The 24,294-nt window shown below is 60.3% G+C and carries 20 protein-coding genes and 1 tRNA gene; 11 read left to right on the top strand and 10 right to left on the bottom strand.

Going from position 1 to position 24,294, the window contains the following annotated elements; all coding sequences use genetic code 11:
- Positions 1-166 precede the first annotated feature (166 nt).
- Entirely contained in the window at positions 167-739 is a 573-nt protein-coding gene (locus tag BLW03_RS18995; RefSeq protein ID WP_244502168.1) for a YceI family protein, read from the top strand.
- A gap of 66 nt (positions 740-805) precedes the next feature.
- Here the strand turns inward: BLW03_RS18995 and BLW03_RS18990 are convergent, their stop codons facing one another.
- The 3 genes from BLW03_RS18990 to BLW03_RS18980 all read right to left on the bottom strand — a co-directional run bounded on the left by BLW03_RS18990 (position 806) and on the right by BLW03_RS18980 (position 3,192).
- Positions 806-1,510, bottom strand: a complete 705-nt coding sequence (locus BLW03_RS18990; protein WP_074656167.1) for a response regulator transcription factor — start codon at positions 1,508-1,510, stop codon at positions 806-808.
- 16 nt (positions 1,511-1,526) lie between these two features.
- Positions 1,527-1,880, bottom strand: a complete 354-nt coding sequence (locus BLW03_RS18985; protein WP_170835084.1) for a PilZ domain-containing protein — start codon at positions 1,878-1,880, stop codon at positions 1,527-1,529.
- A gap of 103 nt (positions 1,881-1,983) precedes the next feature.
- A complete protein-coding gene (locus BLW03_RS18980) occupies positions 1,984-3,192 on the bottom strand; it encodes a hypothetical protein (protein WP_074656166.1) in 1,209 nt (402 codons plus the stop codon).
- Between the two features lie 58 nt (positions 3,193-3,250).
- On the opposite strand from BLW03_RS18980, the gene purQ reads away from it, so the two are divergent.
- The 7 genes from purQ (at position 3,251) to BLW03_RS18945 (ending at position 10,859) form a co-directional block, all read left to right on the top strand.
- Entirely contained in the window at positions 3,251-3,946 is a 696-nt protein-coding gene (gene purQ, locus BLW03_RS18975; RefSeq protein WP_074655540.1) for a phosphoribosylformylglycinamidine synthase subunit PurQ, read from the top strand.
- Between the two features lie 19 nt (positions 3,947-3,965).
- Complete coding sequence (locus BLW03_RS18970; RefSeq protein WP_074655539.1) at positions 3,966-4,760, top strand: tyrosine-protein phosphatase; 795 nt, start codon at positions 3,966-3,968, stop codon at positions 4,758-4,760.
- A gap of 295 nt (positions 4,761-5,055) precedes the next feature.
- Complete coding sequence (locus BLW03_RS18965) at positions 5,056-5,286, top strand: FeoA family protein (protein ID WP_074655538.1); 231 nt, start codon at positions 5,056-5,058, stop codon at positions 5,284-5,286.
- Entirely contained in the window at positions 5,283-7,145 is a 1,863-nt protein-coding gene (gene feoB / locus BLW03_RS18960; protein ID WP_083350654.1) for a ferrous iron transporter B, read from the top strand. Before BLW03_RS18965 ends, feoB begins: the two co-directional genes overlap by 4 nt.
- 229 nt (positions 7,146-7,374) lie before the next feature.
- A complete protein-coding gene (locus BLW03_RS18955) occupies positions 7,375-8,772 on the top strand; it encodes a glycoside hydrolase family 28 protein (RefSeq protein WP_244502167.1) in 1,398 nt (465 codons plus the stop codon).
- Between the two features lie 27 nt (positions 8,773-8,799).
- Positions 8,800-8,876: transfer RNA gene (locus BLW03_RS18950), tRNA-Val, on the top strand.
- A 570-nt stretch (positions 8,877-9,446) separates the two neighbouring features.
- Positions 9,447-10,859 (top strand): sugar transferase, encoded by a 1,413-nt coding sequence (locus tag BLW03_RS18945; RefSeq protein WP_083350653.1) that lies wholly within the window; start codon positions 9,447-9,449, stop codon positions 10,857-10,859.
- A gap of 76 nt (positions 10,860-10,935) precedes the next feature.
- Here the strand turns inward: BLW03_RS18945 and BLW03_RS18940 are convergent, their stop codons facing one another.
- Positions 10,936-12,084: a VWA domain-containing protein gene (locus tag BLW03_RS18940; RefSeq protein ID WP_074655535.1), complete on the bottom strand. Its 1,149-nt coding sequence runs from the start codon at positions 12,082-12,084 to the stop codon at positions 10,936-10,938.
- A gap of 120 nt (positions 12,085-12,204) precedes the next feature.
- Here BLW03_RS18940 and BLW03_RS18935 point away from each other — a divergent pair, with 120 nt between their 5' ends.
- The 3 genes from BLW03_RS18935 (at position 12,205) to BLW03_RS18925 (ending at position 17,785) form a co-directional block, all read left to right on the top strand.
- A complete protein-coding gene (locus BLW03_RS18935) occupies positions 12,205-14,046 on the top strand; it encodes a SpoIVB peptidase S55 (RefSeq protein ID WP_244502166.1) in 1,842 nt (613 codons plus the stop codon).
- A 137-nt stretch (positions 14,047-14,183) separates the two neighbouring features.
- On the top strand, positions 14,184-16,232 hold the full coding sequence (locus BLW03_RS18930) for a hypothetical protein (protein WP_244502165.1): 2,049 nt from the start codon (positions 14,184-14,186) through the stop codon (positions 16,230-16,232).
- A gap of 320 nt (positions 16,233-16,552) precedes the next feature.
- On the top strand, positions 16,553-17,785 hold the full coding sequence (locus BLW03_RS18925) for an FtsX-like permease family protein (RefSeq protein ID WP_074655534.1): 1,233 nt from the start codon (positions 16,553-16,555) through the stop codon (positions 17,783-17,785).
- A gap of 72 nt (positions 17,786-17,857) precedes the next feature.
- On the opposite strand, the gene BLW03_RS18920 is transcribed toward BLW03_RS18925, so the two are convergent.
- Genes BLW03_RS18920 through BLW03_RS18895 form a run of 6 tightly spaced genes read right to left on the bottom strand, consistent with a single transcriptional unit; the run spans position 17,858 to position 24,289 of the window.
- The gene (locus tag BLW03_RS18920; protein ID WP_074655533.1) at positions 17,858-18,841 is read right to left on the bottom strand and encodes an alpha/beta hydrolase; all 984 of its coding nucleotides are present in this window, start codon (positions 18,839-18,841) and stop codon (positions 17,858-17,860) included.
- Positions 18,842-18,868: 27 nt separating this feature from the next.
- Complete coding sequence (locus BLW03_RS18915) at positions 18,869-19,918, bottom strand: NAD-dependent epimerase/dehydratase family protein (protein WP_074655532.1); 1,050 nt, start codon at positions 19,916-19,918, stop codon at positions 18,869-18,871.
- Positions 19,919-21,715 (bottom strand): thiamine pyrophosphate-binding protein, encoded by a 1,797-nt coding sequence (locus tag BLW03_RS18910; RefSeq protein ID WP_074655531.1) that lies wholly within the window; start codon positions 21,713-21,715, stop codon positions 19,919-19,921.
- On the bottom strand, positions 21,712-22,788 hold the full coding sequence (locus BLW03_RS18905; RefSeq protein WP_074655530.1) for a 3-dehydroquinate synthase: 1,077 nt from the start codon (positions 22,786-22,788) through the stop codon (positions 21,712-21,714). Before BLW03_RS18905 ends, BLW03_RS18910 begins: the two co-directional genes overlap by 4 nt.
- Entirely contained in the window at positions 22,772-23,479 is a 708-nt protein-coding gene (locus BLW03_RS18900; RefSeq protein ID WP_074656162.1) for an SDR family NAD(P)-dependent oxidoreductase, read from the bottom strand. The genes BLW03_RS18905 and BLW03_RS18900 overlap by 17 nt, the downstream gene beginning before the upstream one ends.
- Before the next feature lie 12 nt (positions 23,480-23,491).
- Positions 23,492-24,289: an aldolase/citrate lyase family protein gene (locus tag BLW03_RS18895; protein WP_074655529.1), complete on the bottom strand. Its 798-nt coding sequence runs from the start codon at positions 24,287-24,289 to the stop codon at positions 23,492-23,494.
- Positions 24,290-24,294 lie beyond the last annotated feature (5 nt).

Below are 24,294 nucleotides of genomic sequence, written 5' to 3'. Positions count from 1 at the left end.
GGGCCATGGACGCGAGACAAATCTTCCTATCAACCGATCCGCAGAAATTATTTCTGCATCGAAGTATTTTGTATCGACATCTGAATCGCTATAACCACTCGACGGCCTGTGCGTCGATAGAGTGGCAGGAAGAGTTTGATCCAAGGGAGAAGTAATGAAAAACTTCATGAGTGCATTTGCTGTAGCCGCGCTTGCAGTGGCCATGCCGGCGTTTTCGCAGACATCCACATGGACGATTGATCCGGTTCACTCCGGCGCAGAGTTCACCATCCGGCACCTCGGCGTGAGCAATGTCCACGGGAAGCTTGGCGGCGCAACCGGCACGGTGGTTTGGGATGAGAAGGATCCGTCCAAGTCGCACGTGGAAGCCACAATGAAGACGGACACCGTGGACACCGGCGAGCCCAAGCGCGATGGTCACTTGAAGTCTGAAACCTTCTTCGACGTCGCAAAGTACCCGACGCTGACCTTCCGTTCCACGCAGGTGAAGCGCGCCGGTGACGGCAAACTGCAGATTGTGGGCGATCTGACGCTGGGCGGCCAGACCAAGCCGGTGACACTGGACGTAGAGGGGCCCGCAGCTCCGCAGCCCGGCCAGAATGGCAAGATTCTCAGCGGCTTCTCGGCTACTGGCGTGCTTAGCCGTAAGAACTTTAACTTCGGTCAGGACCCCAAGTTTGTACCGCCCGTACTCGGCGATGAGGTGAAGTTCACCATCGATATCGAGATCAACAAGTAGGGCGCAAGATTCCCTGCAATAGGAAGGCCCCGCAAGATGCGGGGCCTTTTTGCAGTAGTCGAGACATTACTGGACCAGTTCCGTGACGGCTTCCTGCGGATAATGCTTCAGCAACTGGTGGTGCATGCAGTAAAGGGCAAGTTCGAGGCGGTCGCTCACGCCCAGCTTGTCATAGATCTTCCGAAGGTAGTTCTTGATCACCTGCTCCGTCGTACCGACATGATAGGCAATTTCCTTGTTGCGCATGCCACGCGTGATGCAGGTGATGATCGCCACTTCCTTGGGCGATAGGCGCGGACGCGGACGCGGGCTGACCAATGCACTGGCCTGCGAGCGATACGCCTCAATGACCCAATTGATGGAGCGATTGTCGATCCATGTCTCACCTGCCGCGATCTTGCGCACGCACTTCACCAGCAGATCCGGTGAGATAGAACGAGGCACCACACCGCGTACGCCGCGCCGGTAAAGCTCTACGGTGACGGCCTCATCATTCTCAATAACCTGCACGATGATCTTGGAATTGGGCGCGCGTCGTACAAGTTCTGCGATGGCGTCCACTGTGCCCGTGATCAGGTGGCCCTCAAGCACGACAACGTCGGCCGGGAAGCGCTGCAACGCGGCGTAAAGGTTAAGCAAGGTCTCGGCCTGCGCGACAACACGAATGTCATCTTCCAGTGCCAGGATCTTGCGCATGCCCACACGGTAGATCGCTTGCGAGTCCGCAAGGATGACGCGAATGCCGTTCTCTGGCACATCATCTTCCTGCATCTCGTTCAGCGACCGCTCATCCACGCGCGAGTTCTCCGATGCGATATCCATCAATCACCACCCCCACTTGTTTCCCCACGATGCCCGGTCGATGCCAGACCACGCGGCCCACGCAGCTCACCGTCACATCGTCCGGCGAGCCCATGATTTCGCCAGGCAAGACGAGAGTCCAGGCCAGGCGACTGTTGATGGGCGGAGCCCAAGGCATGACGAACTGAACACCCGAGGCGGAGATATCTTCAGTAACTGCTTCCACTGGTCCGTTGTCCGTGTCGATATGCACGTTCAGTCGCAGAGGGAAGCGCACCGCGTTCCGCATGGGGTTGGTTGCGTCGGAGAGAGGCTTTGGCGGGATGGAGACAGGTGGCATGGAGAACATCAATGGTTAAACCTAAGGAGTGGTTACTCTAGTCACATCTAAAAAGAAGTGTACCCCAAAAGTCGCAGGTCACTACGTCGAAAGTTCGGAATCGTCAAGTCTGGATAAATCCTGCGGAGCCTCCAACCCATAACTGATTGCGATTGTGGTCGACGCCCATCATCTTGCCCCGGCCCAGGCGTACCAGCGTGTTAATCGCCCGTAGATCCCCGTCGTCCGGCCAAATGTACAGGATGCGGATCTCGGCCTGCGTTGGACCGAAGGGCGTCTCCACCGTCGAAGCGAAGTGCATCCGCTGCTGCAGCAGGTAGTCTCGCCGCTGCTCCGCCGGGATGGACTGCAGCAATTCCTCGCTGGGAGCAAACTCAATCCCCTTACCCGCGAAGGAGAAGAGCGGCTTCAGAATCCATTCCCCGCGGTCGGACGGGAGGCGGTCCCGATGCTTGCCGCGCATCCACTCGTCCAGAAAGACCGACGGAGGTACTGAGGGATGCTCCAGGAACGGGATCGAGAACTTGCTGATCATGAAGTACCAGTTGGGATGGCCGGCCCATCCGACGTCCGGGTCTGCTGTCAGGTCAAAGCCTGGCTTAATGTTTTTGCGGAGCATCTCGTCCACGATGGCGCGGTTGTAAATTCGCTCGATCGGCGTCTCGACGCCGTCACGGTCATAGAAGAGCTTTGGACCGCGCTGTCGAACGTGGGTGATGTCGACGGTTCGGATGGCAAGCCGGTCTTCGTGGACCCGGAAGTCCGGCAGCGTCTTCTGCTCGCCCGGCGTGACCTCCATCAGAATGACGTTTTCCGGTGCGTGATTTCCGACGACAACGTGTCGCATTGCCTCCCAGTACTGCTCCTCATCGACGCCAATGAATCGATTCAAACTGGGGTCCAGATCGAATGCATGCCTGTAGCATTCGCCGAGGACCGCCTGGTAGCCGTAGACCGACGGAAAGGCCTGCAACTCGACCAGCCGAGGGGTCAGCGAGCCGTCTGCCTCACGCACGAGACCGAAATCCGCCGTCATGAAGTTTGGGTGTGCATCTGTGTGCGCAACGCGGAAGGCCGGCGGGATCGTCTCTTCCGCCATGCGCAGATATTCGGTGTTGCCTACTAGCTGATGCGTCATGTCCGCGCCGGCCTTGACCATCTCCGCCACCATCGCTTCAGGCAGGAAGACCGGTGTCTCCGAGACTCGCAGGTCGATGGCGCTGCGGGTACTGCGATCGAGCTCGGCGCGCAGCTTTCGGTACTTCTCGTCGGTGAAGCGCGCGTTGAAGTCCAGACGAAGCGACGGAATCATGCGCACGAGTGTAACCCGGCCTAACAGACACGCGCTGTCATCCTGTACCCTTGAAGCCATGAAGATCGGTGTGCTTGTCTTCCCCGGATCCAACTGCGACCACGATACCTACAACGTCATCGACGCTGTGGCGCACCAGCCCGTCACGTTCCTCTGGCACGCGTCGGAAGACCTGCAGGGCTGCGACGCTATCCTGGTGCCCGGCGGTTTTGCGTATGGCGATTACCTGCGGACGGGCGCCCTTGCGCGCTTCGCGCCCATCATGGGATCGGTCAAAAAATTTGCCGCCGCTGGTGGCCCGGTCATGGGTATCTGCAACGGCTTCCAGATCCTGTGTGAGAGCGGCCTGTTGCCCGGTGCGCTGATGCGCAATGCTGGTCTGCGTTACATCTGCAAGCAGGTTCACCTTCGCACGGAGACGAGCGACTCCCCGTTCACCCATCTGCTGTCGCGTGGCGAAGTCGTGCAGATGCCGATCGGTCACATGGAAGGCAACTACTTCTGCGACGATGCAACGCTTGCTGCGATAAAGAAGGCTGACCGTATCGCCTTCCGCTACAGCACGCCCACGGGAGAGGTCACGCCGGAAGCGAACCCCAACGGATCGCTGGAGAACATCGCCGGCATCCTGAGTGAAGGCCGTAACGTGCTCGGTATGATGCCGCATCCCGACCGTTCCAGCGAGGCTCTGCTGGGATCAGCCGATGGTCTCAAACTATTTCAGGGGCTCATTGCCAGCCTGCAAACGGCTTAGCAGCTTAGAGAAAACCAGCATGGTCGACATCCATCAGCACCTGTTGTTCGGCATCGACGACGGTTCGAAGTCTCTCGAGCAATCGGTTGCGATGGTGCAGATGGCCATGGACGACGGTTTTACCCACGTCGTGGCCACTCCGCACGCAAACGACCGCTATCCCTACGACCGCGCTCGAAATGAGCGATTGTTGCAGCAGATTCGCGAGACGCTGCCGCCCAATGTTGCAGCGGCGATGACACTGGGCCTGGGCTGCGATTTTCACCTTAACTTTGAGAACACCGAGGACGCCCGCCTCCACAACCGCCGGTACACCATCAACGAGAAGGAATACCTCCTCATCGAACTGCCGGACATCGGCATTTCGAACCGCATCGATGAGATCCTTTACAACCTCCGCGTCGAAGGCATGACGCCCATTCTGACGCATCCGGAACGCAATGTGACCCTGCAGCGTACGCCCGGAAAGCTGCAGGAGTGGGTGTCGAACGGGCTTCTGCTGCAGGTGACGGCCGGATCCGTGGTGGGCGACTTCGGCCCTACGGCGGAGGCGCTCGCGTGGTCCCTGCTCAAGAAGAACTCGGTGCACTTCCTCGCCACGGACGCACACGATCTGGAGCGACGCACGCCCACCATGAGCGCCGCACGCCGCCTGGTGTCTGAGCGCCTTGGCGAGGAAATGGCGACACGCCTCTGCGTCACGAATCCCATGATGGTCTTCGAAGGCAAGCCACTGCCGGAACCCCTCCAACTTTCCGAGCCAGACGAGCCGGAAGAAAAGCCCAGCCTGTGGAAGCGGATCTTCTCGCGCTGACTGCAGCGTCCGCGCCGAACAGCACTTGTGCAACGACTGGGGCTTCGTGCGGCTTTGAGAGCATCGGGCGATCCTGGATTCGGGGCTTCCCCAAGGGCATCCTGACCACTCGGGATCCTCCGCCCGCCAGTCGGACGTCAAACCCTCCGACCAAGCCGTCCTACGACGCAAGCCAACTCTTCCGCATCCTGCGCCGTCCCAGGTCATCCAAACCAGCAGCAGCAATCGCGGACTGATATTGTCGTAGATTGCGTTACGATGATGAAAGCTACATGCGTGTGGAAGAAGGATTGGTTTGCACCTGGCAGAGTTGAATCGCGGAGAAAAGGCGCACGTTCTGGGCGTTGCGCAGGGCGAAGCGTATTGCCACCTGTGTTCGCTGGGCCTGAACTCCGGTGCGGAGGTGGAGCTGGTGCGCAGCCTGTCTAAAAAATCGCTACTGATCGTTCGCGTCGATGGCTTTGACATCGCCCTGCGTGGTGAAACGGCCGCTACCGTGAAGATCGCCCTGGAGCGCACGCGGTGAGCACCCTGATCGCTCCCGCACCTGCCGCACAACCGCAGCGGAATGCTGGTGGCTACAAAACTGTCGGCCTGATCGGGCCGCCGAATGTAGGCAAGACCACGCTCTTTAACCGCTTGACGGGCATGCGACAGAAGGTCAGCAACTATTCCGGCGTGACGGTGGAACACCGCAGCGGCAAGCTCAAGACCGGTCAGACGGTCGTCGACCTTCCCGGCGTCTGGAGCCTCACACCCGAATCTGAAGATCAAAAAATCGCCGTCAACGTCCTCAGGGGCAAGCAGCACAACGTGGCCGCGCTGGATGCAGTGCTGCTCGTCGTCGACGGGACACAGCTGCACCGGTACATGACGCTCATCGGCCAGGTGCTGGCATGCGGCCTGCCCACGCTGGTTCTGATCAACATGGCGGACGAACTGACGGCGCGGAAGGGCTTCATCGATCCGTTGGCCGTCGCTCGCGAACTGGGTGCTCCCACTGCCCTGATCAGCGCGTCCCGCGGCACCGGCATCGACGCGATCACCCGATTCCTCAATGGCGAACATGCCGCCGCTGCCCTTCTGCCGGTCCTGCAGGCAGGCGGCAACGCTGCCCCCGGCTGCGCCACGGATTGCAATAACCTGACGAAAACCGGCGCCTACCGCCGCCCGAACCACTCCCGCTTCACCCGCGAGTTTGATCGCTGGGCTCTGCATCCCGTGGTCGGTCCCATCCTCTGCCTGGTGTTCATCCTGGCGGCGTTTCAGATCATGTTCCGTGCCGCCTACCCGGCTGGCACCGCGCTGAGCAACTGGCTTAGCGCCGTTGGTGCGATGGTCGGTGCGCACATTCCTAACGCAATTGTCAGCGCCGTCCTCGTCGACGGCATCTGGAATGGTGTCGCGTCGGTGCTCGGATTCCTGCCGACAATCCTTTGCATGTTTGTTGTGATCACGATCCTCGAGGATTCCGGCTACATGGCGCGCGCAGCCGTCATTGCCGACCGGACGATGGGACGTGTTGGTCTGAATGGCAGGTCGTTCCTGCCTCTCTTGAGCGCCTACGCCTGCGCGGTTCCGGCCATCATGGCGACACGTGCGATCCCCTCGAAGAAAGACCGTCTTGCAACGATTCTTATCGCGCCCTTCATGACCTGCTCCGCGCGACTGCCTGTATACGCGCTGCTCATTGCCGCATTCATTCCTGCACGCCAGCTGCTGGGCAACGCGCTTGGCCTTCAGGCAGCCACCATGATGCTGTTGTACGCACTCGGCCTGCTGGCAGCACTTTTCACGGCGAAGCTGCTGAACTCGAGCATGCTGAAGGGGCAGCCATCGCTCTTCGCAATTGAGCTTCCCAACTATCGCCTGCCGCGACTGCGTACCATCATGCTGGCTATCTATGACCGCAGCAAGGTCTTCCTGAAGCAGGTCGGAACGGTCATTCTGGTACTGAACCTGGGCGTGTGGTTCCTGTCGCACATGCCCTTCCACAACGGCCAGCCGAGCGACGTGGGCTCCAGCTACCTCGCTCACCTCGGCGACCTGATCGTGCCGCTACTAAGGCCACTTGGCCTGACGCGCAATGTTGGCATCTCGCTGCTGACGGCGTTCGTCGCACGTGAGAGCGTCGTAAGCACTCTCGCAACACTGTACGGCTCAGTCAACGCTGGCGTCGCGCTACGTGCGGAGGTTGGCCTCGCCGGCGCATTGGCATTGTTGGTTTTCTTTGCGCTGGCGATGCAGTGCACGGCAACGCTGGCAGTCGTTCGTCGCGAGACAAACAGCTGGAAGTGGCCGCTGCTACAGCTTGGGTACATGACAGTGCTGGCTTACGCGGCTTCGTTCGTGACGTATCGCATTGCTTTGGCTTTCCACGTTTAACGTCGGCCCCGGCAAGTCACCCATCCAAGGTCAGCGATCAAAGGCATAAGTCCGGAGGAAGCGGCCCACCTGCGGATCCCTTCGGTACGCTGCGGGATGACAATCGTTGAAGGGACTTCAGTTCCGCCGAACTGCGGATGTGGTCTGACCACTTGTCACGCTGCGTCGCAAGCCCTAGCCTTGGAACGCGTGACTGGCGAAGCCCGATGCGCGCTGGAGGCATGACCTGTTGAACCCCACCACGACGACTGCGCGACGCACTTTTCTGAAGACTGCGGGCGCCAGCCTGCTTGCCATGCCGCTGCTTGCCGAAGCGATGGATGCCCACGCAAAGCCTGCGCCAGCAGCCGGCACAAATCACAACGTGCAGATCAACGTCCGAGACATGGGCGCGACCGGCGATGGCAGGACCAAGGACACACTCGCCCTGCAGCAGGCGCTGGATCGCTGCGCGCTTTTGGGTGGTGGCGAAGTGCTGGTTCCGGCCGGCGATTACCTGACAGGCGCGCTACAAATTCGCAGTAACACCACGCTGCATCTGGCCGAAGGCGCCACGCTGAATGGCGCGTCGGAGCTGAGTGAATACCCCATCTCGCAGGTGCGGTGGGAGGGCAAATTCATCAAGGGCTATCTCGCCTTTCTCTACGCCATCGACGCGGAGAACATTCGCATCGTCGGCCCGGGCCGCATCGTTGGCAGTCCTGCGATTGTCGGTCGTGTGCAGAAGGAGACGCGCATGCGTCTGCCTGCGCTGATGGAGTTCGTGAGCTGCCGCAACGTGATCGTAGAGAACTGCTATACGAAGCAATATGGCATGTGGTCCATCCACCCACTCTTTTGCGAGAACGTAACCTTCCGCAATGTGCAGGTAGACAGCGGCGCGGACGGGATCGATGTGGACTCGTGCAAGCAGGTAGTCATCGAGGGCTGCAACTTTCAGACCGCCGATGACTGCATCTCGTTGAAGTCGGGCCGTGGGTCTGAGGCGAATCGGATCGCTCGTCCGTGTGAGGATGTTCGAATCAGCAACTGCACTTTCGCAGATACGCGATGGGCCTGCATCGGTATCGGGTCAGAGGCTTCCGCCGGCGTCCGCAATGTGCTCGTCGAACACTGCAAGTGCACCACCGCCTACACTCACGCCTTTTACATCAAGACGCGTCCGGGCCGCGGCGCATACATTGAGAACCTGACCTTCAACGACATCGACGTCTCCGGCGTGCGGGAAGGCTTCCTGCGCATCAACGATCTTAACAGCGGCCTGCAGGATCAGGATCCTGTGCCCGGCGATGAAGGCCTGCCCATGCTCCGCAATCTGCGCTTCACCAACATCCGCGTCAGCGATGTGCCGCAACTCGTAGCCGCCACGGAGATCCATCCGAAGAAGCCGCTGGAAGGACTGATCTTCGAGAACATCACCGGCACAGCCCGCAAGGGCATGCTCATGGCGAACATCAACGGCCTGGTTTTGAAGAACATTCACGTCACCGGCATCGAGGGGCCGCTACTCTCTACCGTGAACGTGCACGGCAAAGGCATCGAGGGTGCAGTTCCCTTACCCGCCGCGTCCACGGCAAAGATTCCGGAACCAATCGCGGCACCGGTCACTCCCTACGTCCTTCGCTAACGAAGCTGGTATGCTGGATAACGGAATGGGCGAGTAGCTCAGTTGGTTAGAGCGCCTGCCTTACAAGCAGGATGTCGGGGGTTCGAGTCCCTCCTTGCCCACCAAAAATTTGATCCATTCCGAATACCTTCGGGAGACGCGCCCAGCGATGGGCGCGTTTTTCATTCCGCTAATATGCCGCTCCGTGCGATATCTCCAGCATCGCGGGTGCGCAGAAAGATCGGAGAGGCTCTGCGCCTGCCGTCTCTGATCCTTTTAAGAGGCAAGTTTCTTGCGCGTTTTACGTTGCGACACCGGCGTGCCCCGTTCGCGCGATCCTGTCGTCGGTAGTCGACTTTCACTTCGATGAACTCAGCATTCTTTGTAATACCGTAAAACTAACGATCGGGATGCTCACAAACGTCAATCCAATTCGGACATCTGACGCATTATGACAATCGACTGTTCGGGCTAAGTTCGCTCCCCGCATTATTTTCCCGCTGAGTTTCCGTCCGGACTTTAAGCGCCGGACAGCGGCGGCCGGGCATGTGCTGCAGAGTCGATCTCTGGCATTTGCACATGCGGTATCCGGTGCCGACGGGCAGTCCTTACCTGACGCAGTTAACCAGGAGCATCCGCCAACTCGGCGGGCACAACCGCCCTCGGAAATACCGAGGGCAAACAGGCATGCCGAAATGCACCGCATTGCAACCCGAATCTTTAATTCATCGGCCCTTCGATGGAGCGACGTCGTACTGCTAGCGATGTCGCTCGCACTGGGAACCATTTGGGACTATCAACCAGCGCTGGCCGACGACCTGCATCACTACTTCGACATTCGCATCTCCGTCCGGAACCTGGTGCTGCTGGGAGCAGCCCTGTTGATCTGGCGATTCTGCCTCTGGGCAGTCGGTCTCTACCGCAGCACTTCGACGACTGATCTGGTGTTTCGAGTCCTCGGCGGCGTCTTGTTGAGCACACCGCTTGCGGCCTTCGCGCTGCATCTGCGCCACACCGGGGGCACGCTTCTGGGCCCGACGATCGTCTTCATGATTGCTGCGTTTGTCTTCCTAGTGGTCAGCCGAGGGTTCGTCAGCCTTTCCGCCACAATCTTCCATGCTCATGCGCGTCCTCGCCGTGTCGCTCTGATCGTCGGCAGCGGCAACCTCGCGCAGCAACTGGCCCTTGATTTGCGCCAGTCGACCGCCTACGACTATGACATCTACGGCTTTGTCGATAGCGAAGAACTCGAGGGGAGCGAGGCGATCGGACCGCGCTTAGGAGATGTTGAATCTCTCTCCACGATCCTGATGCATACGCCAGTCGACGATGTCATGATCGGGTTGCCAATCAAGTCGCACTACAGCACCATTCAGCGCGTCACGGAGATCGTGGAGATCGCCGGTGTCCAGACGCAGTTCCCCACGAAGATCGTCATGACGAGCGTGGTCAAGAGCATCCGCGAAGACAACGGCCGCATGATCCTGACCATGACGCACCACGACGGGCGCCGGCACATCAAGCGGCTGTTCGATGTGGTTATCGCCAGCGTCCTCTTAGTCCTGCTGCTCCCTCTCTTCCTTGTGGTCGCGATCCTGATTCCCCTGTCCGACTGGGGTCCGGTCTTCTTCAAGCAGCAGCGTTACGGCCTGAACAAGCGTCGCTTCTACATGTACAAGTTCCGCAGCATGGTGGTCGATGCGGAAAAGAAGCAGGCAGCGATCGAGCACTTGAATGAAAATGCGGGCCCCGTGTTCAAGATCAAGAGCGACCCGCGCATCACGTGGATCGGCAAGATCATCCGGAAGACGTCCATCGACGAATTACCGCAGTTGGTGAATGTCTTGCGTGGCGAGATGTCCCTGGTTGGTCCCCGCCCGCTGCCGCTGCGGGACGTGACTCGCTTTCAGGAGCTGCGCCACATGCGCCGCTTCAGCGTTCTGCCAGGCATGACCGGTCTGTGGCAGGTGTCAGGCCGCAGCAATTTGAACTTCGATGGGTGGGTGGATCTTGATCTTCGGTACATCGATCACTGGACCCTGCTGATGGATGTGAAGATCCTCGCAATGACGCTACCCGCAGTGCTGCGCGGTAGTGGCGCTGCCTGATACCTCTCCTGATTCGTACATGGAAACAATGAAGGCCGGACAAACGTCCGGCCTTCACTGTTTCGATACAGCAGACCTACTCCACGGGCATGCGAGCACGGTATCCGTCGCGGGCTATTACGGAGTACTTAATCTGCTTGCCCTTTTCGTCCACCATCTTCAATGGTTGGCCTTCGCGGTCGACGAGTTCCACCTTGATCTTGCGATAGGTGCCGTCCTGAGCAGTGTTTGTGGGGCGATAGCTCAGCACATACTGGTTGCGGATAGAGGCATTGATGGAGTTGAAGACCTCCGGCAGCGCGCCCTGGAAGATCGGGAAATACGATTGACCACCCGTCATCGAAGAGAACGTCCGCATCTGGTTGTCAGCCTGCAGGTAGTTCATGCGCTGCATGCCACCCATGCCGCCGCGAGCGTCCGTCAACTCGCGCGCCAGGCCGCCCGTGCTGATGGTATAGATCGTCACATCCTGTGATTGCTTGACCTTCTTGTAGATCTGGTCCAGGTTGATCTTGCTGAAGGTGTCGCGACCGCTTGAGATCAGGATGATGTACTTCCGGCCCTCAATGCGGCTGACGCGGTCGAGCGTCTCGTATAGCGCGTCGAACTCGTTCGTGTCGCTGAAGCCCGGAATGGTTAGCGAGCGCAGTGCCTGCTCCGTGATGCCCTTGTCCTGCGTAAAGTCGGTCAGGATGCGCGTCCGCAGGTCATACGTGATGACTGCGATGTAATCCTCCGGCTTCAACTGGCGAAAGAAGACATACGACGACTGCTGCATGTCCTGAATGAACGCCCAGCTGTTCGCCGCGAACTCCAGCAGCAGAACAGCGGTGATCGGCTTTTGCTGCATGCGCACATCGGTCACACGCTGCTCGACGCCGTCTTCCGTCACCTTGAAGTTGCCACCCTTCAGGCCCGGCACGAACTGGCCTGACTTCTGCAACTGCACGCTCACGTCAACGGTCACGACCGGCACATCGACGCGTATGGAGTAGTTCTCAAGGCCCTTCGGATTCTTGACCTTCTCCTGCTCCTCGGCGGGTGGCGGCGGCTCATCCTGTGGCGACTGCTGCGGCTTCTTTTTGAGAATGACGGGGCTGTTGTCCTGCTGCGGCCCGCCCTGGTCGGTAGGAGGCGGAGGCGTGGTCTGCGCAAAGGATGCGGTGCCGGCAAACAGGATGGTGCCGATGGCGGCGGCTGCCAGGTTCTTGATGGCTGCGTTCAAGCGATGCTCTCCGATGCAATGGGGGTACTGCCTAAGCGTAAACCCGGCGGCGTACGTCCATCCGGTATGACGAAATCAGATCACTTGGCACGCGGTACGCTTGGCCCTACTCTGGTAGACGTGATCACCCGTCGAAAGGCTACCGGTCGAGCGCTTCCCCTGCCTGTTTCGGCAGTGTCATGGCGTGCGCTTGCGCTGGTCGCGGGGGCGATTGCGCCCCCAGTCCTCCGCGCGCAGGCACCCGTCTCAGGTCCGCCAAGAAACGCAGAGATCTTTCCCTTCGCGGACGTTAAACGCGGTCTGCACGGGACGGCGTGGACGGTCTTCGAGGGCGTCGATCCTGAGCCAATGGATGTCGAAATCCTTGGCCGGTTGAAGGACGCCATCGGCCCGGGTCAGGACATGATCCTCGGCCGCCTGCACGGCACGAAACCCGAGTTCACGGGCGTCGTAGCGGGCATGAGCGGTTCCCCTGTCTACATCGACGGCAAGCTGCTCGGCGCGGTTTCGTACCGCATCGGCCAGTTCAGTAAAGAGCCGATCTGCGGCATCACGCCGATCGGCAGCATGTTCCAGGTGCGCGATCTGCCGGCGCTGGTCGATCCGGGCATCGCTGTCCCGCTGGGCAGAACGCAGGGCGCTGCGGCTGCGCCAACAGCAACTGATCCGAACCTCCAGATCCGTCCCATTGACACGCCTTTGGTCTTCAACGGCTTCTCGTCCGACACCGTCACACGCTACGGTGACGGCTTCCGCGCCATGGGACTGGAACCCGTCAGCGGTATCGGTTCTGCGTCGCCAGAGACCCTACAGCCCGAGCCAATCGTGCCCGGCTCCGCAGTCTCCGCGGTCCTGGCGCGAGGAGATCTGAACGTCGCCGCTACCTGCACCGTCACCTACGTTGATGCGCACCAACTGCTCGCTTGCGGCCATCCCATCACCCAGTTCGGCGACGTCTCCATCCCCATGACCAAGGCACAGGTTCTGGCCACGCTGCCCTCGCCCATGAACGCCTTCAAGATCGTTAACACCACGGAGACCGTCGGCAGCTTCACGCAGGACCGCGCCAACGCCGTCGCCGGGACGTTCGGCAGGACGGCGCGCATGATCCCCGTGAGCGTCGCGGTCACACCTGCCACCGGCAGCAACCTGCCGGCGCAGTCGCTGCACTTCGAGGTGTTGGATAATCGGCAACTGACGCCCCAGGTGATGCTGGCGGCTGTCTTCCAGTCGCTGAACCAGACCAACATCGCTGCGAATGACATGAGTCTGCACCTGACTGGCGAGATTACCCTCGCCAATGCCGGCGCGATCCGCCTGAGCAACACCTTCGCCTCGGCGGACGGTGTCTCCGCGGCCTCGGCAGCGACGCAGTACTTCGGGGCACGATTCATGGCGGTCTATGGTAACGACCTCGCACAGCCGCACATCGACAGCATCCGGATCGAGGCAACAGCCGTACCGCACCGCGAGTCGGCCGAGATTGAAACCGTCCGCCTGAGCACCAATGAAGCTCGCCCCGGCGACACCATCACGGTCGAGGCGACGATCCGCCCCTTCCAGCAGGAGACACGAGTCCTAAGGATCCCGGTGACGTTGCCCGACACTCTCACCGAAGGTCCATTGCGGATCTTCGTCAGTGATGGTGCCTCGCTCGACCGTCTGTTGCGTCCGCCCGCCAACGCCGGTGCGCAACCGCTGGGACTTGCCGATACCGTCGCGCAATTGAACCGCAGCCACGCCAACGATCGCGTGTGGGTCACACTGCTCGACCACCAGACACAGGCCGTTACCGCCGCCGTAGCCTTGCCGTCGCTGCCGCCCTCTATCGCGAATGTCATGCAGCCCCTGCGCGGTACGCGGCAGATCTCCTTCACCTCCGAGACCGCCGCCGAGGCCGGTTCCGCACCTGCCGGCGCCGAACTCTCCGGCGCCGAAGTCGTCACTATCCGCATCCGCTGAGGCCCACCATCCGACACACCGTTGCCCTGCTCCTCTCGTTCGCCGTCACCGCTCTGCCGATCGCCGCACAGGGCACCCGGCAGTGGACCGTCAGTCGCTATGAAGAGTTCGAGCGCGGCACACCTACCAACATCGCCGTGCGCAACGACGGCCGGTTGGAGCCGGCCCCCGCACTGCGTGCCATCGCCAGCACCCAGGCCACCTTCCTGTGGTCACTAGCTAGCAGTGGGAACAGCCTCTATGCCGGGACTGGCGCAGCATCCGGCGGATCACAACTCCTGAAGATCGATGAGAAGGGGGCCATTACCACCGCCGCATCCTTTAAAGAGCTCAATGTTCAGGCCGTCCTGCCGCTCCCGGATGGCAGCGTCCTCGCGGCAACCTCGCCTGATGGCAAGGTCTACCGGGTTCGCGGAGGCGGAACGCCTGAAGTAGTTTTCGATGCATCACTTACGACAGAAAAGCCAAAGTATCTTTGGAGCCTTGCCCTAGCCAAAGACGGTGACCTCCTCGTTGCCGCGGGTGCCCCTGCAACCATCTTCCGAGTGAAGCTGGCGGGCACCTCACCGACCGCAACGCCGAAGCCAACGGTCTTCTTCCACTCCGGCGATCAGCACATTCGCTCTTTGCTTGTCGCGCCCGACGGCACGGTCTACGCAGGCTCGGACGGTGCGGGCATCGTCTATCGCATCGCTTCTGACGGCAAGCCCTTCGCGCTCTATGCTGCGCCAAAGCACGAGATCACCACCATGGCTCTGGACGCCGCCGGCAACCTGTACGCAGCCGCCGTTGGTGATCGCAGACCACCCGCGCTGCCGCCACTGCCCGCATCCGGTCAACAGGCTGTCTCCATCACGATCCTGCAACCGGGCTCTGCGATCTCTGCAAACAACAACTCCATTGTCCCGGACGGATCAGAGATCTACCGCATCTCGCCAGACGGCACGCCGCTCCGCCTGGTCGCGCTGCAGCAGGATGTGGTTTATGCGCTGGCCGTACGCAACGGCGCGCTCTATGCGGGCACGGGTAATCGAGGCCGCGTCTATCGCATCGACACGGAGAACGCCGGCGTGTACACCGACATCGCGCACACCGAAGCAAGCCAAGTAACGGCCATGACACCGACCGCGGCTGGACTCGCCATGGTCACCGCAAACAGCGGTAAAGTACTGCAGATCTCCGACGTTGTTGCGGCCAATGCGAGCTACATCTCCGATGTCTTCGATGGTGAGACGACCACCCGCTGGGGACGCGCGGAGGTTACGGGATCGGCAGCCGGCGTCGACCTGTTCGTGCGCTCGGGCAACATCGAAAATCCGCGCGACACGCTCGGCAATCTGTGGTCCGACTGGAAGTCGGTCACCGCGAACCAGACACCCTTGCCCGCTCCCGCGTCGCGTTACCTGCAGTGGAAGGCCGTGCTGAAACCCGGCGCGCAACTGCGCTCCGTCACCATGAACTACCTGCCGCGCAACCTGCCGCCGCAGGTGGACGACATCGCGGTGCAGCCCGGGGCACGCTATACCGGCGGTGGCAGCGCGGCCCCATCGAGCACGGTGGCCATCAGCTTCCGTGGCGCGCCATCGACCGCACCGGCACTTGCCCTGCCGGAATCAGGCGCACCGCCACTGATCGCACAGCGAGACCGAAACGCGGTCACGCTACGCTGGCTGGCACACGATCCCAACAACGACGATCTGATGTTTGCCGTCGACTTCCGCGACGTACACGAGCAAACCTGGCACCGGCTGAAGGACAAGATTAGCGAGCGCGCCTACAGCTTTGACAGTGCCCTGCTACCCGACGGCGAATATGAACTGCGCGTAACTGCAAGCGACGCGCCCGTCCACACAGACGCGGATACGCTGAAAGGCGAGCGAACCTCCGCGCCGTTTAAGATCGACACCACACCGCCCGTCCCTGGCACGCTGACCGCCACAGTCGGCGCCGGCAAGTTGCACGCCACCTTCGACGCAACCGACGCAACGAGCCCCATATCGCATGCGGAGTATTCGGTCGACGCGGGCCCCTGGCAGTATCTGGAGCCAGCGGGCGCGCTCAGCGACAGCAAGTCCGAACACTATGACTTCACCTCCGCCGTCACCGGCACCGGAGAGCACACCGTAGCCATCCGGGTCTTCGACCGAAACGAGAATGCCGTTAGCGTGAAAGCCCTGGCCCGCTAAAGACAAGCCAAATCCGGGTGCCCCACTCATGAAGGCCCCGTCGTCATGAGTGGAGACAACCGACCAAGCCGGGCGCTCCATTTTCGTGAGTGGGCACAACCAACCAAGCCGGTGCCCATTCTTTCGCGGCTTTATCGCAAAAGGGTGGGCTATTCGAGCGAGGCTCGAGCTGCTTCTCCTTCCGATCGTCCCGCCTGCTCCGACACCGCTGGTTGCGCTACGCGCGACACCCCACCCTTTGCTTCGCAAAGAGTGGGGCGCCCGATACTCTGGACACCTGATCTCCCTGCTTAGGGTCGCGTAGGCGATACTAACCACTCATGCGCTTCGAGCTTTTCATTGCCGCTCGCTATCTTCGTGCCAAGCGGCGGCAGGCCGTCATTGGCGTGATCACGGCCATCTCTGTCGCGGGAGTTGCGGCTGGCGTGGCGTCGTTGATCATCGCGCTTGCTATCACCAACGGCATGCGGCGAGACCTGCAATCTCGATTACTCGGCTCGACCGCGCACGTGGACCTGATGAAGTCCGCTGCGGACGGCATGCGAGACTGGCGACCGCTACTCGAACGCCTCCGGAACCGGCCACACGTCACGGCTGCCGCCCCGGGCCTGTACGGACAGGTGCTTATCTCGCGCGGAGCACGTTCTGGTGGCGGGCTCTTGAAGGGCGTCGTCCCCGCGCAGGAGGAGACGGTCAGCGACTTGCTGCAGGCAGTCAAGACCGGATCGTCCGCCCCGCTGAAAAACAACGCCGCGACGACACTACCGCCGGTCGTTCTCGGATCGGACCTTGCCGAGAACATCGGTGCCGGCGTTGGCGATACCGTTCTGGTCACCAGCCCTCAGGGCGAACTGACACCACTCGGCATCGTCCCGAAGTACCAGCGATTTCAGCTTGTCGGTATCTTCCATTCGGGCTTCTACCAGTACGACTCCAGCTATGGCTTCATTCGTCTGTCGGACGCACAGCGGCTGTTCTCGGAACCCGACCTGATTTCCGTGATCAGCTTCAAAGTGGACGACCTGTACCACGCCGACACCATCGGCCGCGAGATTGAACGGGCCGCCGGCCCGGGATTCCAGGCGACCAACTGGATGGATCAGAATCGTGAACTCTTCCGGGCGCTGGCTCTTGAGCGCGTCGTGACCTTCATCGTCATTGCGCTGATCGTCTGCGTCGCCGCGCTCAACATCCTGATCGCTCTCACCATGCTGGTCATGGAGAAGACCCGTGACATCGCCGTTCTAATGAGCTTCGGCGTGCGGCCCGACCAGGTGCGCCGCATCTTCCTGGCACAGGGTCTGCTGATCTCGCTGAGCGGCACGTTGATCGGCCTGATGCTTGGCTACGGCATCTCGTGGGTAGGCGGTCACTACCACTTCATCCAGCTTTCCGCGCAGGTCTACTCGATCGACTACCTGCCCTTCGCGCCGCGGCTGATCGACGGTGTGCTGGTCGCATTTGTGTCGCTTGCCGTGTCGCTTCTGGCGACACTCTATCCGAGTTCGTCCGCCGCAAGGATTCTGCCGGCTGAAGCGTTGCGCTACGAGTAAGCGCCTTCGAGCTTCCTCTCTGTCATCCCTTCCGCTACGGGCATGACAGAGAAGTAGTCGTTGCCTAAGACGCTACTGAGCCCATCCGTTCGCCTTCATCCAATTCAGAAGATTGTCCGTCCACGAGCGCAGATCGGGATTGGCAAGCGCCAGCCCGGCACCGTGCGCACCGTGCTTGTAAATGTGCATCTCCACGGGCACCTTGGCCTTCACGAGCGCCGAGTAGAAGAGGATGGAATTCGCAATAGGAACAGTCGCGTCGTCGGTTGTGCTGAAGAGAAAGGTGGGCGGAGTTTGTGGCGTCACCTGTAGTTCGTCCGACAAGAGCGCAACCATGGCCGGATCGGTCTGCTTGTCGCCCAACAGGTAGGTACGCGAGCCAGCGTGCATTACGGCAGGATCGAACGAGATGACAGGGTAAGCGAGGATCATGAAGTCAGGCCGGCTGGAGACACGGTCGATAGGATCTGCAGCGGAGGCGTTGCCCGCGTCGAAGTGCGTGCCCGCCGTCGCCGTCAGATGGCCACCCGCGGAGAAGCCCCACATACCAACGTGCGCGGGGTCTGCTCCCCACTCCGCCGCATGCGTGCGTGCATAGCGGATGGCACGCGCCGCGTCGCCCTGCTCAATGGGATGGTGGTACTTGGGCCCGAGGCGATACCGCAGAACGATTGCGGCGACACCGTGCTCGGCGAGCCATTCCGCCACCTGGTAGCCCTCGTATTCGATCGACAGGTGCACATAACCACCACCGGGCGCCACCACAACGACGGTCTTCGTTGGATTGACACGCGGCAGGAACAGCGCGACGGCAGGAACGTCCGCTTCGTCTGTGCCCTGCGCGCCGGGAGCGCCTGCGGGCCAAAGCGGAGTCCACGCATGGCCATCCGGCGGAGCGATGATGGTCATCCCTGGCGGCGGGGGGAACGTACTGGTGAACTTCCCGGCTGCGGCAGTCTGTGCAGCGGCAGCGGGAGTTGGTGCAGAGGTCTGGGCAGCTGCGCCGAGAGCGAACAGGGCGGCGCAAACGGAAGCGAGTACCTTGGTGGTCTTCATACGAGAGACCAGCCTACACGCCAGCCGCTAACCCTGCCAGCCGTGCCAACGAGCTGTCCGTCGAATGATCTCCTCCATCGTTACGCCATTTCGAAGTCCCAGCTCCCTTTCCGCCTTTTCAACCGAAGGAACGTACCGCGAAACAGGCGCACCTGGAGCAGGCTTCTTGGCCACTTCAATCAAGATCGATGGATTCAGGACGTCGCGCACAGCCTCCGCCAACTGCAGGATCGAGAGGCTCTCACCGGAACCAGTGTTATATGCGGCGCGGTCCGGCGCACGGAAGAGCATGGTCCACAGCCACACCGCAAGGTCGCCGCCATACTGATAGGAACGCGTCGGTGTGCCGTCGCCCGCGATCCGGATGGGGCCTCCAGCCAGTGCATCACGAATGAAGTTGCCGAGAGCGAAGTGCATGTCCAACGGAAGGTGCGGTCCGCCGATCGCATACGCACGCGAAAAAATCGTTGCGAAGCCGTACTGCCGTCCGTAGACGGCACACATCAGTTCACTGGCGCGCTTCCCCTCAGCGTAGACGGAGTTGAAGTCTGTGGGATCCGGCGCGCCAGCGTAACTTTCTGGAAGATGGACGATCTCGCTGGGCTGCCGACCGTAGACTGCGCCGGAACTGGTCAGGAGAAGGCGTTTGCAACCACATTGCGCCGCGAACTCCAGGGTGCGCTCCGTACCCCGAAGAATCGTTGAGAGCATCTCCACCGGCTGCTCCGCCTGCTGCTTCGCACTGGCTTCTGTCGCGCCGCAGATGATGAACGGAAACTGGCCATCCGGGAATGCGAAGTCTCTCGCATCTCCTTCATACATCGTGATAAGGTCGTCCGCGAACAGATGCGGCATCTTGGCACGAAAGACATCAGGCCGACGTGAAAGCAGCACCGCGTTAGCGCGCAGGTCGAGCGCGCGATTGGTGTAGCTGAGGCTTTCCAGCAGCCACGCACCGAAGGTGCCGGTACAGCCCGTCATGAAGATACTGCGGCCGCGCAACGGCTCCCAGATTTCGCGCGTGGCAGCAAGGATCGCCGCCAGATCGCTCTCCGGGATTGGCTTTGCGGCCGTCATCTACTTCGTAACCTTCGCATCCGTATCGCCGCTGATGTAGCGGTATACCTTCGCCGCAACTTCCGGCTCGAGATCGGGCGACATGAAATGCAGCGGGTTCGATTCCATACTGCCTGCTTCGGTGATGCGGCTCATGATCTTCGGGAAGTAAGTCTGCTTCGGATCCACACGAACAAGGAACGCCGCAGGCCCCGGTGCATTGAAGCGCTTGAGGAACTCCGGATCGGTTTCAAAGCCGGGCTGCAACGTCATCACGGGAATGGTGTAAGCCGGAAAAAGCAGATTCCAGTCCGGCAGACCAAGGCCCGTTTCGATGTCGCAACCAACGTAGTGGCCTTTGAAGTAATTGATCTGCGACATGCGAATCGAAGCATAGCCATGATCGTCATTGATGAAGATCTTCAGATTCAGCTTCTGAGCGCGGACGGTACCAAGCTCTTGGAGATTCTGCGAGAAGCCACCATCACCTTCCATCAGGATGGTTCGACGCCCCGGCCACGCAAGAGCAGCGCCAATGGCTCCGCCAAGACCATAGCCCATGGAAGCAAGCCCCTTGGTCGTCTGGCTGATCTGACCTCGCTTCAGGTCCCATACCTGCATGGCGGAGGTATACGCTCCGCCGCTCGAGCAAGGGATGACAATGTCGTCACCGGTCGACAGAGCCGAAAGCTTCTCATTGAATTCGAACGGCGAAAGATAGCCCTCTGCCGTTACGTTCTGCGGATCGTTTAGCGGAAGTTCGCGCCGCACGGAGCGTGCGAAGTCGATCCACTCGGACCAGTCGCCGGGCTTCGTTGAACTAAGCTCACGCAAGACGCCGTTGGCGTCAGCGCAGATGGGCACGTCAACGCGGGGGTGTCCCTTGGAAAGCTCGCGCTGATCGATCTCGACCTGCACCAGCTTTGCGAGAGGAGCGAACTTCTGCCAGTTGAACCCCGTTTGCTGCAGACCAAGCCGTGTGCCCAACGCTATGACAAGGTCAGCCTGTTGCTGAATGATGTTGGCCGAACGCTGACCGAAGGTGTTGGGACGACCAAAGTAAAACGGATGGTCAGAGGGCACACGATCCATGCCGTTCCAGGTCACCATCAGTGGCAGATTGCTTTCCGCGAGGGCTGGCAGCAGATCACGAATAAGCTTCCGATCGATGCCGCCACCGATCAGAAGCATGGGACGCTTCGACGCGGAGAGCAAACTCCTGATTTCTGCGATCTGCGCCGGTGTAGCGGATGGAAGCGCTGGACCCGCCGGGGATCCCGACGCGTTGCTGAGAGCGACTTCATCCACATTCGCTCCCTGCACGTCCAACGGCACCTCGAGAAAGACGGGGCCTTTACGTCCATAGCTGCCAGCCTGACTCCATTCATTGAAGGTCTGCTGATCGATAGTGTGATCCATCAACACAGACTTCACGCTGATGGGCGCCGCCAGCGCCACGCCATCCGCTTCCTGGATGCCGCGTTGCCGCACTTTTCCGTGGGAGAGATCGGCGACCTTGACCTGCCCACCGATCACCAGCAGTTCGTGGCTCTCTAGAAAAGCAGCTGCCATCGCAGTGACAACATTTGTGAAACCGGGGCCAGCGGTAACGAGGGCGAAGGCTCGCTTCCCTTCGCCAAGCTCCGTGAGGTATTCCGCCGCGATACCGGCAGCGACCTCGTGCACGACTGGGATGCAGGTGAAGCGATGGCTGCAGCTCTCAAGCAGGTGCATGATATTTCCGCCGCCGAGAAAGAAACAATGGGTGTAACCAAGCTCGACCAGCCAGTCGGCCATCAGGTCGGAATACTTCTTCATGCGTATGCCTCTACGATTTGTTCTACGGCTCGCCGCACTGCACTGAGGGTGCTTTCTGTACGCGGCTCTTTGCTGATAACGACACTGCCGTCGTGCGCAATCAGGATCAGTGCGTAGAAGTCCTTGCCATGCTTTTTGTCGGAGACAAAGCGTTCCAGCACATCTTCTACTGATAACTTGCGCAGCTGCTCGGACAGGCCTGCATCGCTGCGAATCATCTCGCTCAAGTGACTGCGCAGCCTTGCGACGCGGGTCACCGCGCTGTAGTCGACGCCAGAATTTTGCTGATAAGCGATCGCACACTCGATGCCTAGACCCACTGCGATGCCGTGCGAAATTGCGAAGTGGGAGGCGCCTTCCATCGCATGACCAAAAGTGTGACCGAAGTTAAGCAGCAGCCGTTCCTTCTTGTCGAATTCATCCACTTCGATGAACCACTTCTTGGCGAGCAAACTGTTGATGATGACGCCCTCAAGGCGGTCGCTCGGCATGCTGGTGGACGGACTAAAGCTCAGGTGCTTGTCGAACGCTTCTTCGCCGCGGCAGAAGCAGATTTTCACCGCTTCAATCAGGCCACTGGCACGCTGATCGACCGGCAACGTCTGAATAAACTCTGGATCAATCAACACCTGCTGCGGCGGATGAAAGGTGCCGACAAGATTCTTGTACGGCCCGACGTTGATCGAAGACTTACCACCGATGCAGGAGTCGACCATCGCAAGGACGGTCGTCGGAACATAGGTCCAGCGCAAGCCGCGCATGTACACGGAAGCGATAAATGCCGAGAGATCCTGGATGATGCCGCCGCCGACTGCGACTAACTCAGTGGAACGATTCGCGCCGCTGCGTCTCATCTGCTCAATGAGAGCGGGCGAAGCTTCGAGAGATTTGTTTGTTTCTACAGCCTCAACAAAGAGCGGTCCGGTACCGACGGTCGGGTAAGTTGGTTGAAAGAACGCATCAGCAACTACGGAAGCCGATGCTTTTTCTGCAACCCAGCGCGTCCACGCTCCCGCTTCAACGGTCACGCTGTATTCGCCGGTTGAGGACTGGATGTTAAACGATGCGGACACGGCTGAACCCCAGATCGGCCGCGATGAATTGGCCGGTAATGCCGGTATTTTCCGGCGAACAGAGAAACAGCACAGCAGCACTTACGTCTTCAAGCGAAGGCAGGCGACCAAACTGTGTTGCGGCGGTCAGACGATCGATCTGTTCCGCGGAAAGGTTCTTGCGGGTCATCGGGGTCTCAAGCGCTCCGGGCAGGACAGCATTGACCAGGTGGCCATCGGAGGCAAGGTCCGTGGACAGCGAGAGAACCATGCCCTCTACCGCAGCCTTGGTCATGCAGTAAGTCAGTTTTGACTGCCGCGCAAGATTTTGCCAGATGGAGCTGATGACGCAAAGCTTTGCCGGTGCGCGTAACTTACCGGCATTCATCAAGCCCTGCAACGAAGCCAGAACGTAAAGGCAATTTGCCCGGTAGATATCGAGGTGCTTTTCAAGATCCACGTCAGTAATGCTGTCATTAACGTTGGCGCCTTGCGCCCAGCAGACTGCGTCAAAAGGCTCGGCCTGAGCCAAGGATGAGTCGGCAAAGTTTGAACCGTCAGAAGGATCGTAAGCGAAGACACTCGCCGCATCGTTCGTTTCGGGGGTATGCCGCGCGACAGCCGTGACATCCCATCCCCGCGCAGCAGCGGACGCCACCAGCGAACTGCCGATGGCGCCGCTTGCACCGAAGACGAGGAAACGATGACTCATACCCGAAACCACCTACGAGTTGAGCACTGCCCAGCGCTTCTCCAGCATGTCGATGCGCTTGGAGTCTTCCTTCTCAATCGAGCCGTAGTATTCACGCTTGTTCAGCAGCCACAGCAGCTCAAAGTGAACCGCGTTCAGCAGGCCCTGATCGATGTGCGGAGCGTTAGCTGCGTGGCCGTCGAAGATGACTTTACGGGTTTCAAAGCGGGTCAGGTGAACCGCGGCCATTTCCTTCAGAACAGGGATGGAATCACTGGACACACCGCCACCGACGACGAGATCGAGACCACGCGACTTGGCTGCGGCCGCAGTCTTCAAAACGTAGTCGGTCACTTCTCGGCCGTTAATGGCCTCGCGTCCGAGAGAAGCGGACAGCGAGAAGTCAACGCGTCCGAAGACGATGCCAGCGATCTCAGGCGCGGCAGCGGCGAAGTCAGCCATCTCATCCAGAACGTTGAAGGCGTTGATGGTCTCAAGATTAAAGAGGAAATCAGTATCGTCCTGCTCGTCCTTCGGGTAAACCTTATCGACTGCCTCAGCAAACTTCGACAGTGCATAACGGCTCTCGATCATCGGGGCGATGATGTAATCCACACCGATCTGCTTCGTCTCCATGAGGTCGCGCATCGCCTCACAGCCACCGATCTTCACGGCCAGCTCCAGACCAGCCTTGCGGCAGATCTCCACCAGGCGCAGCAGCTCGTCAACGCGAGTACCTTCAGCTTCGTACTCCGCCTTGACGGCGAGGTATCCGTATTCGTCTTTGCCTTTCTTCAACAAGTCGAGCATCTTGCGTTCGCGCACATTCATTCAGC

The organism is Terriglobus roseus, from assembly GCF_900105625.1.
Lineage (GTDB): Bacteria > Acidobacteriota > Terriglobia > Terriglobales > Acidobacteriaceae > Terriglobus > Terriglobus roseus_B.
The sequence above is the reverse complement of the archived record's forward strand: the minus strand, read 5'-3'. Positions and strand labels throughout refer to the sequence as shown.

Coding starts and splice junctions, on each gene's coding strand:
- BLW03_RS18980 (WP_074656166.1), bottom strand. CDS start 3,192: ATGATTCCGTCGCTTCGTCTGGACTTCAACGCGCGCTTCACCGACGAG.
- BLW03_RS18925 (WP_074655534.1), top strand. CDS start 16,553: ATGCGCTTCGAGCTTTTCATTGCCGCTCGCTATCTTCGTGCCAAGCGG.
- BLW03_RS18895 (WP_074655529.1), bottom strand. CDS start 24,289: ATGAATGTGCGCGAACGCAAGATGCTCGACTTGTTGAAGAAAGGCAAA.
- BLW03_RS18995 (WP_244502168.1), top strand. CDS start 167: ATGAGTGCATTTGCTGTAGCCGCGCTTGCAGTGGCCATGCCGGCGTTT.
- BLW03_RS18920 (WP_074655533.1), bottom strand. CDS start 18,841: ATGAAGACCACCAAGGTACTCGCTTCCGTTTGCGCCGCCCTGTTCGCT.
- BLW03_RS18910 (WP_074655531.1), bottom strand. CDS start 21,715: ATGAAGAAGTATTCCGACCTGATGGCCGACTGGCTGGTCGAGCTTGGT.
- BLW03_RS18970 (WP_074655539.1), top strand. CDS start 3,966: ATGGTCGACATCCATCAGCACCTGTTGTTCGGCATCGACGACGGTTCG.
- BLW03_RS18900 (WP_074656162.1), bottom strand. CDS start 23,479: ATGAGTCATCGTTTCCTCGTCTTCGGTGCAAGCGGCGCCATCGGCAGT.
- BLW03_RS18985 (WP_170835084.1), bottom strand. CDS start 1,880: ATGCCACCTGTCTCCATCCCGCCAAAGCCTCTCTCCGACGCAACCAAC.
- BLW03_RS18915 (WP_074655532.1), bottom strand. CDS start 19,918: ATGACGGCCGCAAAGCCAATCCCGGAGAGCGATCTGGCGGCGATCCTT.
- purQ (WP_074655540.1), top strand. CDS start 3,251: ATGAAGATCGGTGTGCTTGTCTTCCCCGGATCCAACTGCGACCACGAT.
- BLW03_RS18990 (WP_074656167.1), bottom strand. CDS start 1,510: ATGCAGGAAGATGATGTGCCAGAGAACGGCATTCGCGTCATCCTTGCG.
- BLW03_RS18945 (WP_083350653.1), top strand. CDS start 9,447: ATGCACCGCATTGCAACCCGAATCTTTAATTCATCGGCCCTTCGATGG.